Here is a 15,563-nt window from a genome sequence, read left to right as displayed (position 1 = left end):
TTTTTGCTACACTGTGACAAATTATTGTATGCAGAAGGTCTTTTTATGACAGATTTCATGAGTGCCAACCAAAAAGCATGGGATAAACAAGCAGAATCGCAACTTGCTTGGTCAACCCCCGTTGATTCCAAAACTATCAATGAAGCTAAAAAAGGAAAGTGGCAGGTTCATCTAACTCCAACTCCTGTTGATGACGCTTGGTTAGGTGATGTAAAAGATAAAAAAATTCTCTGCTTAGCCTCTGCTGGAGGACAACAAGCTCCAGTACTCGCTGCCGCAGGGGCGAATGTGACTGTTTTTGACTTTTCTCAAAAACAGCTTGAGCAAGACAAAATGGTGGCAGAAAGGGATAATTTAACATTAGAGATTGTTCAAGGTGATATGCGCTCATTACACATGTTTGCGGATGAATCATTTGATATAATATTTCACCCTATTTCTAACCTGTATATTCCAGATGTTAACCCGGTCTGGCAAGAATGCTACCGTGTTTTAAAACCAAATGGACGACTGTTATCCAGTTTTTTTAATCCTGTTGTTTTCATTGGAGAACGTGATAAGCGATATGATGAGCAAGGCATAATAAAACCAAGTCATACTATGCCGTACTCCGAGCTATCTACCCTATCAATAGAGCAAATAGCGCAAAAGCAAGCAAGGCGAGAAGCTTTTGTGTTCGGTCACTCATTAACAGATCTTATTGGGGGGCAAATAAAGGTAGGCTTTTATATCACTGGCTTTAAAGAAGACTGGCAACCTAATCCACGATTTGTCGTTGATAATTATCTGCCCACATTCCTAGCAACGATGGCAGTTAAAACAAATTAATATTATTGGTGCTCGTTTTGTTTGTCACTCAACGAGCTATATTAAATTAGCTTCTTTTACAATACCTGTCCCACACAGATTCAAATTGCTCTGCGGGAATAATATCATCTGTTTTTTCTACAAAAGGAATGGATATCATTACCTTGCCAGCTCTATTTTTATGGAGTCTAACGATAAACCTTTTATAGCCATGGGGTAATTCATTTTCAAAACCAAAGACTTCGCCACAATAATAGCCAGTTTCATCCCCCTCTTCACTTTTGGTCAATACATAGTATTGAACATTTTTATAATTTGCAGCTGAGGGGTAAGCAAGAAAATCTTCGACAGAACTTTTCACTCGACCTTCAGTATCTAACTCAGGATCAAGTTTAATTTCAGTCATAATTCCTGCAATATACGCGCAACCAGCAACTAATAATAATACCAAGGTTCTTAATAACATTTTAACTGTAAAACTCAATGGAAAACACTGCTTATCATTATAGTTAATACTTAGATTTTTGCGACTATAACCCATAAGGCTTAAGCTATCAGCTTATCGTGATAGTTTAGTTTTATCATTATTTACAGTTAATTATTTCTCCCTATGTTATTTATTGAGTGAGTTGCCATATATAAACCAATATTGCTGCTGTTATTATCCAAATAACAGTTGCAATACTTAAACTTCCCCAAGCCGTCATTTTCGTTGCTAGCAAATATACCGTTAATAAATACATTGCATAAGGGATGAGTGACCACAACCCAAACAATGCCGTTTTTCTTAGTGCTTCTGTGCCTTGTTCTTGTACAACGATAACATGTGCAATTAATGCAAATGTAGGAAATAATGGAACTAAACCTGCAATATAGTAAATTTTACTACGCGAAAACAGTGCAATAATCAATACAGCTAAAGCGCCTAAAAGGCATTTAAAGAATAAAGAAAGCATACCGCACTCAAAGCCAAAGTTTTAAAGGTTGACTATTATTATCACAAATAATTCGTAAATTAACTGTATTCTAAGTAGCAATGTACAACAATTATTTCCTCCCATTCTCTCTCGATCAGTAAAACCCCTTAATTACTTTCAATTTTATGAGCTAAGTCAAATTGTTGGATATAAAGTATCCAGAGTTAGTGCCGATACATTCATTTAGTCCCTACGCCTGATGCTTCCGCGTGACTACATATAACTTTTTAGCTATTGGACAACTTCGATTTGCTCATGGTTAATCACGTTATGTTTAGAAGTCGTACTTAGTATGCGTGCAAACATACTACTCGATGGTATGAAAGGAAATAATCAATGATGTCTGGTAATTTAAAAAAAATTAATTTTAGTTCAGCTAAATTCTCTTTTTCTGGTTTTAAAACGACAACTCTAGTCTGGTTTATTTCAGGCCTGCTCATCGTCCTTCTTCTTTCAACCTGTTGGTTTTTCTTTAGTTCTTTAAAGCAATATCAAGAGACATTATCCAAACTCGACACTATTTATAATGAACAAACACAACTGAACAATACGTGGCAATCTTTATTACAAGCACGTAACACATTGAATCGCGCTAGCTCTCGTCATTTATTGGTTATCAACAAGATGAAAACATCAAACACTGACATAGATAGCCTCATCGAGTTTTATCATAAAAAAATAACAGAAACAGGAAACTATTGGGATGCATTCACATCCACCTCAATCTATAAAAACGGTGATGAATTTGCTGAACTAGAAAAATCATATAGAGCGTTATATGCTGCATTGAATGAACTTTCTGTATTTTTAGTTCAAGGAAAAACATATGACTTTTTAAACCAACCTACTCAAGGGTTTCAAGATACATTTGAGAAAAACTACGTTAATTATCATCAACAGTTAAATAGTAATTATCATGATATTGCTCTTGCAAGTGAGCAATTGTATAAGCAAAGTTTGATTGGCTTAATCGTTACTATCTCAATCGTTATCCTCGTGACTCTATTTATTCGATTTATTCTACAGCTTTTCTTTATTCGCCCACTAAACCAAGTTATTGATGGTATTGAGAAAGTTAGCCATGGCGTTCTATATCATACCTTTGATAACAAAGGTTTATATGAAATTAAATTACTTAAACAGCATGTATCTAATATGCAAAGTAAGCTGATTGATATCGTTAAAAATATCTATGACAACACTCATCATATAAAAGTTGAGCTCGGAGATATCACTCAGATGAATCACGACCTCTCTATTCGAGCAGATCAACAAGCCGCGGCAATTGTCGAAACCGCAGCCAGTGTCGAAGAACTCGATTCATCGTTTAAATTAAATACAGCTCACACCAACCAATCGTGCCAATTGATGTCAGAGACAAGTGTAACCATTGAAAAAAGCAATGAACTTATTTCTGATGTTGTAGAAAACATGGATGATATCGTCGATTTTTCAAAAGAAATCAGTAAAATCACTTCAACCATTGATAATATTGCTTTTCAAACTAATTTATTAGCATTGAATGCCGCTGTAGAAGCTGCCAGAGTGGGTGAACATGGCAAAGGGTTTGCGGTCGTCGCAAATGAAGTGCGCGAATTATCAATTAGTTGTACTCAAGCATCCAAAGAAATCAAGCTATTGATTAATAATTCAAATGATAAGATTAACCACTGTTTCCAATTAGCAGCGGATGCAAATGACAATATCGTTTCAATTGCACAAGACACATCTAATATCAATGAAATGATCCAAAGTGTTGCGCTTGCCTCAAATGAACAAACCCATGGGGTGAGTCAAATACATCTAGCAATCAATGAATTAGATAACACCACTCAAGCGAATGCAGCTATGACTCGTGAGTTGCAATCATCCTTAAAAGCTTTAGAAGCTCAATCAGATCTATTAGAAGATATTATGTCTATTTTTCATACAGAGCCAACCAATCCCCATGAAACAGGTGATGAAATTCAACAAGAAGTAAAGAAGTAAAAAAATTTGCCTAGCAATGTATAAGCTTATATCGCAATTTATTTAGGAGGTTGACTCTCGATAGTCTCCTCCGACCTTTTTTATAATTTTCTCGTATTCCTCTCATTTCCTCATTTTTTATAATTATATTTTATCGCCATTTAGTAATTTGTTACTGTTTATCTGATACAACAGATTACGATTACTTCTATTAAACATGAGCTCATGATGACAATAAAAATTACTGTTCTTGTAGATAATAATACCCTGATTGATAGTTATTTTTGTGGTGAACCCGGTGTTTGCTACTATATCGAAGCTGATGATAAAAAAATATTATTCGATACAGGTTATTCAGATATATTTATTGATAATGCGAATATTTTACATATTGATCTTGCCGATATTACTGACCTGGTGCTTTCTCACGGCCACAATGATCATACATGGGGCTTAGGTCACCTAATTCAACACTTTGACCGCCGTAACATTGAAGCACCTGAAACTAAACACCTGATATACCATCCGGATGCGCTAATTCCCAAAAAATTTCAATCTAAAGTCATCGGGACAAATACATCTAAAGACATTTTAGCTTCTTATTTTCATTGTATAGAAGCGACAAAACCATACTATCTTTCTGAAAAGATAATTTTTTTAGGCCAAATTCCTAGACTCAATAGTTTTGAGGGAAAAGAGCCAATTGGTACTACACTCGACTTCAATCATAATATCATTGATGACTATGTGTTTGATGACTCAGCACTTGCAATTAAAACGTCTGAAGGCCTAATTGTAATAACGGGTTGCTCTCATTCTGGAATTTGTAATATTACTGAATATGCAAAGCATGTAACTGGCATAAATAATATTGTCACTGTCATAGGTGGATTTCATTTACAGCAAGCATCAAAAGAAATTTTGGAAAAAACAGGTAATTACTTTAACCAGCAGGATATAAAATTTATACACCCATGCCACTGTACAGATCTCAACGCAAAAATACATTTGGCAAAATATGCACCAGTACAAGAAGTTGGTACTGGATTACAGTTAATTTATCCAAGTTAATATAAGATAGAATAGAAGTAAGGTAAAACCTTGTTTTAATATAGGTTTTACCTACAATAGTAGTATTCAGTATTGTACAAGCAATAAAGATTTAGGTTCTTGAGCCTAAATCTTCATCAGTATTATTACCTTTAACCATTCTTGTTAATTCTTCGCAACGGGTAATTTTTCCATCTTCTATTTGAAAACAAGCAAATACCTCAAATTCACTTACTGAACCATCTTTTTTAGTGGCTTTTGCCAGATGTTGAGTATGAACACATCCATCCCCCTCTGCGATAGATTTAATAGTAATAACAATCGACTCAGTGGCTTCTTTCAATACCTGCAAATGTGTAATAAATTCATTAAAATCAATTTGTTTTCCATCAACAACTTGAATATATTTATCCGAAAAATACTGTTTAGCCACAGGCAATGAACCAATATTCTCACCCAATACCGCATTTAATGCTTGTATTACCCACTGTGCATTAGTCATCTTTTATCCCTTACATTAAAAAGATTATTTATAACTGTTATGGGAGTAATATTTTATATTTCAAGTCAAAACCGATTTAATTATCTTTTTAATTATATTCCTTTACTATACTTCAATAATTTCCCATTTGTCCGTGAGATAATCTATAAAATAATACTCGTTTTTACTCTTATTATGTTTTTGTATTCAGTCAAAACCTTACATTCATCTCGCCAACTTTAGTTTGATTTATGTATTATTCTCAATAAGTTAATCATAAGCATTAGATATCATGTAGTTACACTCACTTGGAATTAGGTTCTAAAAAAAGAAATTAATATTAAAAAACAATTAGTTGCTTAGTAATTTCAAACGCAAGCCCCCCTGTAAAACATTTATTTTAATTTTATGCTTACTCTGATTTGGATTAATCCTTAATCACTGGTATTATCTGATAGCCTATCTAAACAACAGGCACCTTATAACAATAACTATAAATATACATTTCCATTAGATACCCCTGCTTGCAGGGGCTTTTTTTGCTAAATGATGGCATACCTTAGAAACAACGCCCTTCAATAACCAGTGATATTTTCCTCATTTTGCTACCCACTAGATCTTATTGGATAAATCGGACGATTATTCAACGGAATAGGTATCTATCATGGATACTATAGGTGATGACGTCTCCATAACTTAAACTTAAGTAATAAATCGTGAGAAATTTATATATTTATTATGATAATTTTAAGAACAATGACAGTTACAATTTTTAACTATTTGTAAAGGAAATAAACATGCAATTAGAGTAAATTAATTAATAATTATAATTTACATAAAAGGTACTTTTATGCGATTTAATCTAACTCAAGTAAATATATTAGAAGAAAATACAAAAGTTACAGGCTTGCATATAACTTTGATCGGTGACGACAACTCCACTCATACACTTAAAATGGATATCAAAGGGTTGGATACCATGAATATGAATTTAAGAGACATAGAAAAATATGCTATTAAACAACTTAAACATAGCTTTGAACATTGCTCTAATGGTTGAGGCTTATTACCTAGCTTAGGTAATAATAAGTTTTATTGCCATATAAATAAAAATTTTTACTATTCATCTGGGTATTGAAGGGTTTTGTATATTTCTTCCGCATAATTTTATGCAGCATATATTTCAATTATTTTCACCTGCATCAAAATAAATCACCCAACTTATATCAAATATTCAATCAACTTCAACTTAACTCTTTATAATATTGAGTTCTGCATCGCTATCATGTTATCTCAATAGATTTTTTATATTTATTCTATTATACAATGAGTTAATGCTAATATATTGTCTATACTTCTTGTTAAATTTTAACCAATCAATAAGATCTCCATGCAAAATAAAAATACCGATTCAGTTGAGCAAGCTATCCTGGTATACCTTGTCAATTCTTTCACACAAAATAATTCTGGTGGTAACCCAGCAGGTGTTGTCCTCAACCCGCCAAAACTCAGCACTTCACAAAAAATTGCTATTGCGCGGCAGGTCGGTTTTTCAGAAACTGCATTTGTCTATAACGGCGAAGAAACTGATTTTATAGTAGATTTCTATACTGCTGAAGGTGAAGTTGATTTTTGTGGTCATGCCACATTAGCTGTGTTTTCTACTTTAGCTTCACTTAAGCAACTTACTGATGGGCTTTACACTCAAAAAACCAAAGCAGGTATTCTGAGCGTGTCTGTTAGCCCAAATAACATCGTTATGGAGCAAACACTACCAACCTTACGCAATGGGCCCAGTATCAATGAAGTAGCAACAGCCCTTGGCATAACTAACGAAGTTATTGCTGAAACAGGCTTACCTATCATGATAGTTTCAACAGGGTTACCCGACATTATTATTCCAGTTAAAACTGGTCATTTAGATTTGCTACAGCCTAATTATGAGGCAATAGCAAGGCTAAGTCGTGAATTCAAAGCTATCGGTTTTCATGTATTTGAGCTAAACCATAACTCTTCGACCACAGCACATTGTCGAAATTTCGCACCGCTCTACGGAATAAATGAAGAATCAGCAACAGGCAGTGCTAGCGGAGCCCTTGGCTGCTATTTGGTCAATTATGTTTTACCAAATGAAACTCATTTTTTGTTTGAACAAGGTCGTGCAATGGGATGCCCGTCATTAATTCAAGTAACAATTAACTCGCAAACAAAAAATATTATTCAGGTAGAAGTTGGTGGTCAAGCTGTTCTGATGGGTACGCAAATAATTCATATTTAGCCAGAAATACAATATGCTCAGCCATAGGTTATGATTTAATCATCTAATAATACAATGAGGCTCACACATGCAAGATTGGAACCCAGACTTGTACCTACAATTTAAGCGGGAAAGAACTCGTCCATCATACGACTTACTCAGTCATATTCATGTCTCTAACGCATGTAATTTAACTGATTTAGGTTGTGGGCCCGGTAATTCAACTCAGATACTTCGTGAAATGTATCCATTAGCAAGAATAATGGGAGTTGATAATTCTCCCGCTATGTTAGTTGAAGCGAGAAAGAATCTTCCTGATTGCCAGTTTACAGAAGCGAACATCGCAACCTGGGTTCCTGAAACCAAGCAGGACCTTATATTTGCCAATGCATCCTTACAATGGTTACCTGATCACAAGGTATTATTTCCTCACCTAGTTAACCAACTACAAAGTGGCGGTATTTTAGCCATTCAGATGCCAAATAATTGGAATGAACCCACGCATGCTTTAATGCGCAAAGTAGCCAATGAGCAATCCATTTCTGCGGTATATAGAACAGCACTTTTATCAATAACTGAATATTATGATTTGCTTTCAGCTACTACCTGCTCTGTTGATATATGGCAAACAACTTATTACCATGTCATGCCATCTATTGGTTCAATCATTGATTGGTTAAGAGCAACAGGGTTAAGGCCTTACCTTGAAAACTTAAATGAAAAGCAAAAAGAGCAATTTCTCGCACGTTATCATGAATTATTAACAAAAACTTACCCAAAACAAGATAATGGCTATGTTTTAATGCCATTTCCTCGATTATTTATCATTGCTAAAAAACTTAACTAGCTAGTATAGAAACTTTCCCTAAGGATGGGGTGCAATATAATAAACTGTTATGCTGTTAACTTATAACTATCTTCGACTAACTCTTTGAGTTCACTATCGGTAAGGCTCCCTGGCAGCTTTATCGTAATCCAATGCTCTTTATTCATATGATATGCCGGATAAATATCGTCTTTTAACCGCAATGAGCCAATGAGTTCAGGGGGAGCTTTAAGGTTGACGATATTAACCATCTCTTCATTTTTATTTGTATCTAATTTATTTGATGAAATGCGCATAATAACTGCAAACCATTTTGCGTTATTTCTTCTCCTAAAAACAATATACTCAGGGAACTTCCCCCAAGGGGTCTCAGGATCCACGCCATAATTATGCTGAATATAATCAACCAATTCACTTCGGTTCATGTTATCACTCCAGTTCATTAATGAGCTTCAGCCATATCAGCCATCCTCACTATTGCATTTCTTCTAGTTCACTACCTTTTTTTTCAAAAAGCGTGACTTCGGGTTACACAGTATCTGCATATAGTTATACGTTATATATCACTAAAAAACAGTATAGCTGTATGAATTCCACCATTGTATCCCTCAAAAAATAGTTTCATAATGAAACATAAAGTGAAAATTTAACCTCCATAATTAATCTCCTCAAGTATATAAAATCACTGCCGATACTCTAAATAATTGCGGCTAGATTTAATATAAGCACATTATTATTTACGATAAAATCAGCATATAAGAAAATTTTCTAGATTGTTTTATCACTATTAAACCAGTTATATTGTAACAAAATATTTCAATTGATAATATTTTATTTCAAAAATGATACAACGTTGTAAACAATAATATTATTATATGTATAAATTAAATAAGAAAAATCGAATGTAAATACAAAATAAATAAAATGCTAAACAATAAGCATAATTTAATCATTGGAATTAATATTCAAGATACCATAAAAAATGAAACCACAAATACTCTTATTGCGTGTATTTGCAATTGCCGCTTCATTTGTCTTGCAATATTTTAAAAACAAGAAATATCAAATTAATTGTTATTTATCATGAAATTAAGCCTAAACAAAAATAAAATCAAACGATTGATTTTTTCGTATCAATCGTTTATACCGATGAAAAATATTCCATCAAGCGTTATAAACGATTGTACTTAATATTATTATTTGACTAATTTTTATCTCAGAAAATTCTTACTCACTATAGAGGTTAATATGGATCGTGCTATTTTAAATAGCAAAGTAAACATCTTAATTGGAAATTATTTACGACAAAAACGCATTGAAAATGACCTGACCGGAGAAGACATAAGCAAATTACTTCATGTCAGCCAACAGCAGGTTTCACGCTACGAAAATGGTATTAATACTATATCATTCAGCCTAATTTTACTATTTTTAATAAAATTAAATATTAGTGTCGAATCCTTCTTTGTTTCTTTATTAAAAGAACTAGAGAGTGATGGCGAAATTATTAATTTAGGATTGCGTTTATATTCAAATTCATTGCCACGTAGAAATCAATACCTTTATCTGTAAATAAATTTAAATAAAATACTGCGCTAACACCAATATAATAGATAGAAAGATAATAATGAAAAAAACCACACAAAGAAATAAGAACCTTGGTGAATATATTAAAAACATTAGAGTAAATAAAAAAATATCAGCTCATGAAATGGCGGATAGTCTAAATATTACAGACAGCCATTATAACGAATATGAAAGTGGAAATACTTCAATTTATGCAGATCATCTAATAATCATATCTAAAATATTTAATATACATATAAACGTATTTTTAAATGTTTATCTGAGAAATTAAACAATATCTCCCGCGTTAGAAGGCTTGCTCCTGCTAGCCTTTTAACCTTCCTCCCATAATTTTCTTTATTCTTAGACTTGAAACTAAGCCATTAAGTTGAGTAAAACTTAGCAAGTTCTATATTTTTGTAGAAAAATTTTCCAAGACATAAAAAGGGAGTTTTTAGGTTCCCATTATTAATTACATAACGTAACAAATTACATGTGTTTAATGATTGCGTAACCGAACTCGCTGCATTTCAGTAAATAACACTAGAGCTAAACCACCATCACAACAATCATCTTTTATAATTGAGCAAACTCTCTTTACTGCACATTAGACAACTAAACTCGACAGTCTGGTCTGAGCGAAGAGCGGACGTAAGACAGCATTGATGATGGGCAAGGAATAAAATCATCATGAAGTAGTGGTTAGATTCCGTAGGATACTTACCCCAATAGGCTGTGATATTCGATAAAATCTAAGTAATGCATATGGCATTTATAGAAAAATGTGAGTTTTCAGAAGAGCAATAGATAATCATATATCGATTGCTCTCCTTTTGTCACCTAGAGAACTATATTAGTGATCTTTAATCATTTTACATCTTCAGATAAAGTGACATTATTAATCTAAAGTAATGTGTAATTATGATATGTTGAAAAGCAAAATGGTTGGATTTTTAAAACATCAAGAACTTGGTTGTTTGGTAATAGTTGCTTGTGGTCAGTTATTTCATTCAAAGCACTAACCATTTCATCAGTAGCCATTTCATATGTTCTGGCTAAAGACATGCTATATGCCATACTGGCACCATGCTCACTAATTAAATGAGAGAAATTATACATTAAAAGAGCATTATATCTGTCTACTATCGTCCATGAAGCCGCTATTACCATGCTTTGCCTATTTAAAAGAAAGGCTTGAGGATATCCAAGAAGTTCGTGTGTTCTGAATAGCTTGTAATAATTACGGTTAGTCAATGCTCCGCTATAACAAGCATTTAACAACACTAACTTATGTTTCATTTTATATGAAGTAGACTGTAAAAGCTCATAACTAAGTGTTTTCATGGTTGCATGTGGACCAGATAAATTAGCAAAAACTGGATCGGTGAAGACTCCAACAGACATGCCATGCTGAGAAATGATGATGGCGTCGATATCTAATGACTTATCAAAAAATTCATTCTGAGTTGGTGAAAGCAAAATCTCTCCGGTAATGCCAGTAACTTTCATGAAATTTAGGATTTCAGCTCTGTCATATTTAAGGTTAGTGACAGACTCCACTACACCTAGACAGGACTCTATTTTATTGATATCACTACCAGGATGCAAACATAGGCAGGAGCTAATTGAAAATTTCCCTTTCATCATTTTATCTCTTATTTTCTCATTAGATACTAGTAAAAGATTAATGGGGAGAGAATCCATTTTTGAAGGGAAGAAAATAATGCCTTTATTGTTACCTTCCAGAATGGAAATCGTGTTAACCAAACACTTATTCATGGCCGACTGATAATTGTTCAGGCTCTGATTAAACTCTTTTTTATTTTCACCACCAAATCTAAACCTGTTAAGCTCAAAGAAAAAGTTTCTTACTTCTATCTCTGGTAGATCCTCAATAATGTATTTATCATCGTAAAGAGTTATTATTTTAGAGTCTGACGCTGAGAAATCAAACATAAGAACATTGCGTTGGTTAAGTCTCTCATTCAATATATTTGTTACGAAGCCCTCAGATGAATATAAGTAAAGCGATGGTATATCATAATTTTCATTAAGAATTTCTATTAAAGTTATGAATTTATCCCAAGGATCATAATTTATCTCATACAGCGGATTATCATATTTTTCTCTAAAACCATAAAGATGTGGTGCTCCATAGGCTGATAAATTATCAATTAAGATTGATAATTGTTCTTTCTCACTAATTGTGATCTTTGTTGAGATCTCCTCTTTCCATTTGAGGATACTCAACCAATCAGCAGCCTGATTAATGCGTGAAAATGAAAGTAGTTGAATGATATCCTTCACAAAACCATTTCGCGGAAGGCAAGTCACCAAGTTTTCAAAACGGGCAATATATCTGCTTCTAACCCCACGTCTGTAGTGAAGTTTGAAAGTATGGGATAATGTCAATTCCATTTTCACTACGAATGAATGCAAACATTTCCTCAGTCCATCTGAATCACCTAAAAATACATTGTTTTTAGCATTAATTAATTCTATCTCTAATAAGGAATCACTATCAAATTCATCATCACCTAATTTTTCAATAATTTCACGAGCATTATCCATGTTTTTTGTTGTGTTTTCAATATCACCTTTTTCTCTGTAGCAAGCAGAGAGGTTACCAAAAGTCATTGCTTTTACAATTAAGGTACATTCAGTACTCATTATTGCTTCAATATATATATCTATAGCTTCATCATGCTTTTCAAGTCTCATAAGAAAGGTTGCATGATTAAGTATAGAATGAAGAGGTGGTTCGACATCAAGTTCATTACAAACTCTAGACAAATCATCCCATGCTCCCAATGCGTCTTCATGGTGCTCACTTAATATATATGTGCTATGTTTGACCGCCAGCACCTCAATCATGCACTGTTTATTTGAGCATTCCTCCAGATATTCCAAAGCATCATTCAGAGTATCGATCGCGGCATCATGTGCCTCTTGGTCTGAGAAAAAGTATGCGACTGCCATATAACATTTAGCTACTTCTTTTTCACTACAATATTTTTTATTATATTCAATAATAACTCTCATTAATGCAGGGTACTTGTCAGCAGCTATATCACCAAGTGCGCCCTTCTTAATATTACTAATCGCACTAACACAGGGCTGCATATAACCGACAGCTTCACAATGACTAATCAACTTTTTAAGATTAATAATTACGCGTTCTACTTTCCCCAGAATACATTCACAGGCAATCAAGGTATGCAACGCCCAACCATATGAGAATCCTAAAGTAACTGGGTTAATTACCTCCACTGCTATTATGGCGCATGCTTCAATCTCAGAAATTTTGTCTAATGAGGGTACCTCTTCAATTAAACTTATGAGATAGTCATCAATTTCTTCAAGACGATAATCGGCATCTTCATCTTTTATAGCCATTGTTAACGTTTCAATAAATTCCTCTGGCTTTAAACTTATCTCTTCCATTTGAAATCTTCACTCTGATTTATTGATTCAACATTAAATTTTAGTTATAAGATACAACAAAATTTTCCGGATCTATACAGCGGTTTATCCATGTTGTGGGGCAAATTGCCCTTATCTCCGTTGATTAGTACACGCCGATGTTAATAATGTCGTCCGCTCCTGGCACTAAGCTGCCCAATGATAATTCCAGTAGTCAGCTATGAGCGAGGAACAGACATTGCTAACAGCATTCTATGTGAATGAACGGGGGAGCATGCCAAAGTTAAAAAAGGAATTTGATGAAGTAAATCACACTTTATTGTACTGTACATACCCATATTTAAATTGTGTGTTAACATTAACCCTGTAAATACCTTTCAACTCAACCCGAGGCTTTGATGCTGGAGAATGTAATCATCCGATAATCAGTTTATCGACCTTTTCAGGCCGAACTGATTATCAATGCGCCGAAATCGAATGCGAACACCGCAGTGTGTTTGCGAATTTTGCACATGATGATTAAACAGGTTTTCCAGTATGAATTTATCCCGTCAGGAACAACGTACCTTACACGTTCTCGCTAAAGGTGGTCGTATCGCGCACGTCCGCGATGCGTCTGGTCGCATCACCGCCGTTGAATGCTATACCCGTGAAGGGCTGCTGCTCACCGACTGCACCCTCTCCACTTTCAAAAAACTCAAAGCCAAAAAACTTATCAAGTCCGTCAACGGTCAGCCGTACCGCATCAACACCACCGGGCTGAATAATGTTCGTGCACAGCTTGATAACCGCTAAGGAGAGCATAATGGATATCAATACCCTTATAGGTCGCTCTATTTCATCATGATGACGTTTGGGGAACGGAATGTGTTCAGCACAGCGGATGCGTGCGCCATCATCAGCCGCTGCGCACTACGGCTGGAGTCTGGTGGTCGGCTGCTCACTGAAGTCCATACTTTCGAAAAAGTTAAACGTCAGGGAATGACTGAAGCAAACGGTCATACCACCCGTTTCGGCTGCCAAATGACGACCTGGCGTGATGACGAGTACGTAGCTTGCTCGATAATGTCGGATTTACCCTGCTTCCTCCTCCTGAAAGCGACGACTGGCCAGTCAGCGAGACATTTGAAGAGAAGCTATTTGCTCTTCTGGCTGAAAAAGCAAAAAACTTAGAGGAACTTCCTCTTAATACTCAACACAATAAAAGGAATTCAGCATTGGATATCCCACGTATTTTTACCATAAGTGAAAGCGAACATCGCATCCACAACCCGTTCACCGAAGAGAAGTACGCCACGCTGGGCCGTGTACTACGCATGAAGCCAGATACTCGCATTCTTGACCTTGGCAGTGGCTCGGGGGAAATGCTTTGTACCTGGGCCCGGGATCACGCCATTATCGGTGTCGGTATCGACATGAGCCAGTTGTTCAGCGAACAGGCTAAACGCCGCGCGGAAGAACTCGGCGTCAACAGCCGGGTTCAGTTCATACATAACGACGCCACTGGGTATGTTGCAGAGGAGAAATTCGACGTTGTCGCCTGCATCGGGGCGACATGGATTGCTGGTGGGTTTGCTGGGACCGTCGGGCTGCTGGCTCAGAGCTTGAAGCCGGGCGGATTCATGCTTATCGGCGAACCCTACTGGCGTCAGCTACCAGCAGCGGAAGAGATAGCTCAGGCCTGTGGCGTTAACGCAATAGCTGATTTCCTGACGTTACCTGAACTTATCCGCGCTTTCGACGGCCTCGGCTATGACGTAGTGGAAATGGTGCTGGCAGACCAAGAAGGCTGGGACCGGTATGAGGCCGCGAAATGGCTGACCATGCGCCGCTGGTTGGAAGCTAACCCTGACGACGACTTTGCCGCAGAAGTCAGGGCCGAGCTAACGGTTTCGCCGAAACGTCACGTGACTTACACGCGGGAATACTTTGGCTGGGGTGCGTTTGCGCTCATCGCCAGGTAACAACAGACTCCCGGTATTTTTTGGAAATACCGGGGCTTCTTCTTTACATTGAACAAATGTATTGATCTGTTCCCTATAAACTGGATTACAAAGGATACAAGCTATGTCTATTGTTAAGGCAGAGCAGAAAATTATATTCAATTTGGCTCTGTGTCCCAGTTGTGTCAGGCCAAAAAGCAAAGTCCATATTGTTTGTGTTTCACAGCTCTTCTCCCTGCTTTCTTTTATTTATTCAGCAATACAT

Annotated in this window: 14 protein-coding genes and 1 pseudogene; 10 read left to right on the top strand and 5 right to left on the bottom strand. The window is 35.5% G+C overall.

The window, feature by feature from the left end; translation table 11 throughout:
- The first annotated feature begins 45 nt into the window (after positions 1-45).
- Positions 46-828, top strand: coding sequence for a class I SAM-dependent methyltransferase (locus tag P3L40_RS10050; RefSeq protein WP_094960464.1), 783 nt, complete (start codon positions 46-48; stop codon positions 826-828).
- A gap of 46 nt (positions 829-874) precedes the next feature.
- On the opposite strand, the gene P3L40_RS10045 is transcribed toward P3L40_RS10050, so the two are convergent.
- Positions 875-1,348: a hypothetical protein gene (locus P3L40_RS10045; RefSeq protein ID WP_227528966.1), complete on the bottom strand. Its 474-nt coding sequence runs from the start codon at positions 1,346-1,348 to the stop codon at positions 875-877.
- A 76-nt stretch (positions 1,349-1,424) separates the two neighbouring features.
- The gene (locus P3L40_RS10040; protein ID WP_004253427.1) at positions 1,425-1,763 is read right to left on the bottom strand and encodes a GlpM family protein; all 339 of its coding nucleotides are present in this window, start codon (positions 1,761-1,763) and stop codon (positions 1,425-1,427) included.
- A gap of 357 nt (positions 1,764-2,120) precedes the next feature.
- Between P3L40_RS10040 and P3L40_RS10035 the strand changes: the two genes are divergently transcribed.
- Together P3L40_RS10035 and P3L40_RS10030 are read left to right on the top strand one after the other, a co-directional pair.
- The gene (locus P3L40_RS10035; protein WP_136135171.1) at positions 2,121-3,773 is read left to right on the top strand and encodes a methyl-accepting chemotaxis protein; all 1,653 of its coding nucleotides are present in this window, start codon (positions 2,121-2,123) and stop codon (positions 3,771-3,773) included.
- Positions 3,774-3,980: 207 nt separating this feature from the next.
- Positions 3,981-4,823: an MBL fold metallo-hydrolase gene (locus tag P3L40_RS10030; protein ID WP_094960462.1), complete on the top strand. Its 843-nt coding sequence runs from the start codon at positions 3,981-3,983 to the stop codon at positions 4,821-4,823.
- 91 nt (positions 4,824-4,914) lie between these two features.
- Here the strand turns inward: P3L40_RS10030 and P3L40_RS10025 are convergent, their stop codons facing one another.
- Complete coding sequence (locus P3L40_RS10025; RefSeq protein WP_110591815.1) at positions 4,915-5,304, bottom strand: nuclear transport factor 2 family protein; 390 nt, start codon at positions 5,302-5,304, stop codon at positions 4,915-4,917.
- 829 nt (positions 5,305-6,133) lie between these two features.
- Here P3L40_RS10025 and P3L40_RS10020 point away from each other — a divergent pair.
- The 3 genes from P3L40_RS10020 to tam all read left to right on the top strand — a co-directional run bounded on the left by P3L40_RS10020 (position 6,134) and on the right by tam (position 8,387).
- Positions 6,134-6,343 (top strand): hypothetical protein, encoded by a 210-nt coding sequence (locus tag P3L40_RS10020; RefSeq protein ID WP_004253420.1) that lies wholly within the window; start codon positions 6,134-6,136, stop codon positions 6,341-6,343.
- 330 nt (positions 6,344-6,673) lie between these two features.
- A complete protein-coding gene (locus tag P3L40_RS10015) occupies positions 6,674-7,561 on the top strand; it encodes a PhzF family phenazine biosynthesis protein (RefSeq protein WP_004253418.1) in 888 nt (295 codons plus the stop codon).
- A gap of 67 nt (positions 7,562-7,628) precedes the next feature.
- Positions 7,629-8,387 carry a trans-aconitate 2-methyltransferase gene (gene tam, locus P3L40_RS10010; RefSeq protein ID WP_094960460.1) on the top strand — a complete coding sequence of 253 codons (759 nt, stop codon included), beginning with the start codon at positions 7,629-7,631 and terminating at the stop codon, positions 8,385-8,387.
- Positions 8,388-8,434: 47 nt separating this feature from the next.
- On the opposite strand, the gene P3L40_RS10005 is transcribed toward tam, so the two are convergent.
- The gene (locus P3L40_RS10005) at positions 8,435-8,791 is read right to left on the bottom strand and encodes an MmcQ/YjbR family DNA-binding protein (RefSeq protein ID WP_036957631.1); all 357 of its coding nucleotides are present in this window, start codon (positions 8,789-8,791) and stop codon (positions 8,435-8,437) included.
- A gap of 823 nt (positions 8,792-9,614) precedes the next feature.
- Between P3L40_RS10005 and P3L40_RS10000 the strand changes: the two genes are divergently transcribed.
- Together P3L40_RS10000 and P3L40_RS09995 are read left to right on the top strand one after the other, a co-directional pair.
- Positions 9,615-9,938 (top strand): helix-turn-helix domain-containing protein, encoded by a 324-nt coding sequence (locus P3L40_RS10000; protein WP_004253408.1) that lies wholly within the window; start codon positions 9,615-9,617, stop codon positions 9,936-9,938.
- 55 nt (positions 9,939-9,993) lie between these two features.
- Entirely contained in the window at positions 9,994-10,224 is a 231-nt protein-coding gene (locus P3L40_RS09995) for a helix-turn-helix domain-containing protein (RefSeq protein WP_210853163.1), read from the top strand.
- Between the two features lie 611 nt (positions 10,225-10,835).
- Here the strand turns inward: P3L40_RS09995 and P3L40_RS09990 are convergent.
- Positions 10,836-13,376 (bottom strand): hypothetical protein, encoded by a 2,541-nt coding sequence (locus tag P3L40_RS09990; RefSeq protein ID WP_210853164.1) that lies wholly within the window; start codon positions 13,374-13,376, stop codon positions 10,836-10,838.
- Between the two features lie 516 nt (positions 13,377-13,892).
- Between P3L40_RS09990 and P3L40_RS09985 the strand changes: the two genes are divergently transcribed.
- Both P3L40_RS09985 and P3L40_RS09980 read left to right on the top strand, forming a co-directional pair.
- Complete coding sequence (locus P3L40_RS09985; protein WP_071585852.1) at positions 13,893-14,150, top strand: YjhX family toxin; 258 nt, start codon at positions 13,893-13,895, stop codon at positions 14,148-14,150.
- A gap of 21 nt (positions 14,151-14,171) precedes the next feature.
- Positions 14,172-15,319: pseudogene (locus tag P3L40_RS09980) on the top strand (SAM-dependent methyltransferase); the annotation flags it as partial.
- Positions 15,320-15,563 lie beyond the last annotated feature (244 nt).

This window comes from Providencia sp. PROV040 (assembly GCF_032706145.1).
Taxonomy (GTDB): Bacteria; Pseudomonadota; Gammaproteobacteria; order Enterobacterales; family Enterobacteriaceae; genus Providencia; species Providencia hangzhouensis.
This window is presented reverse-complemented; position numbering and strand designations above follow the sequence as displayed.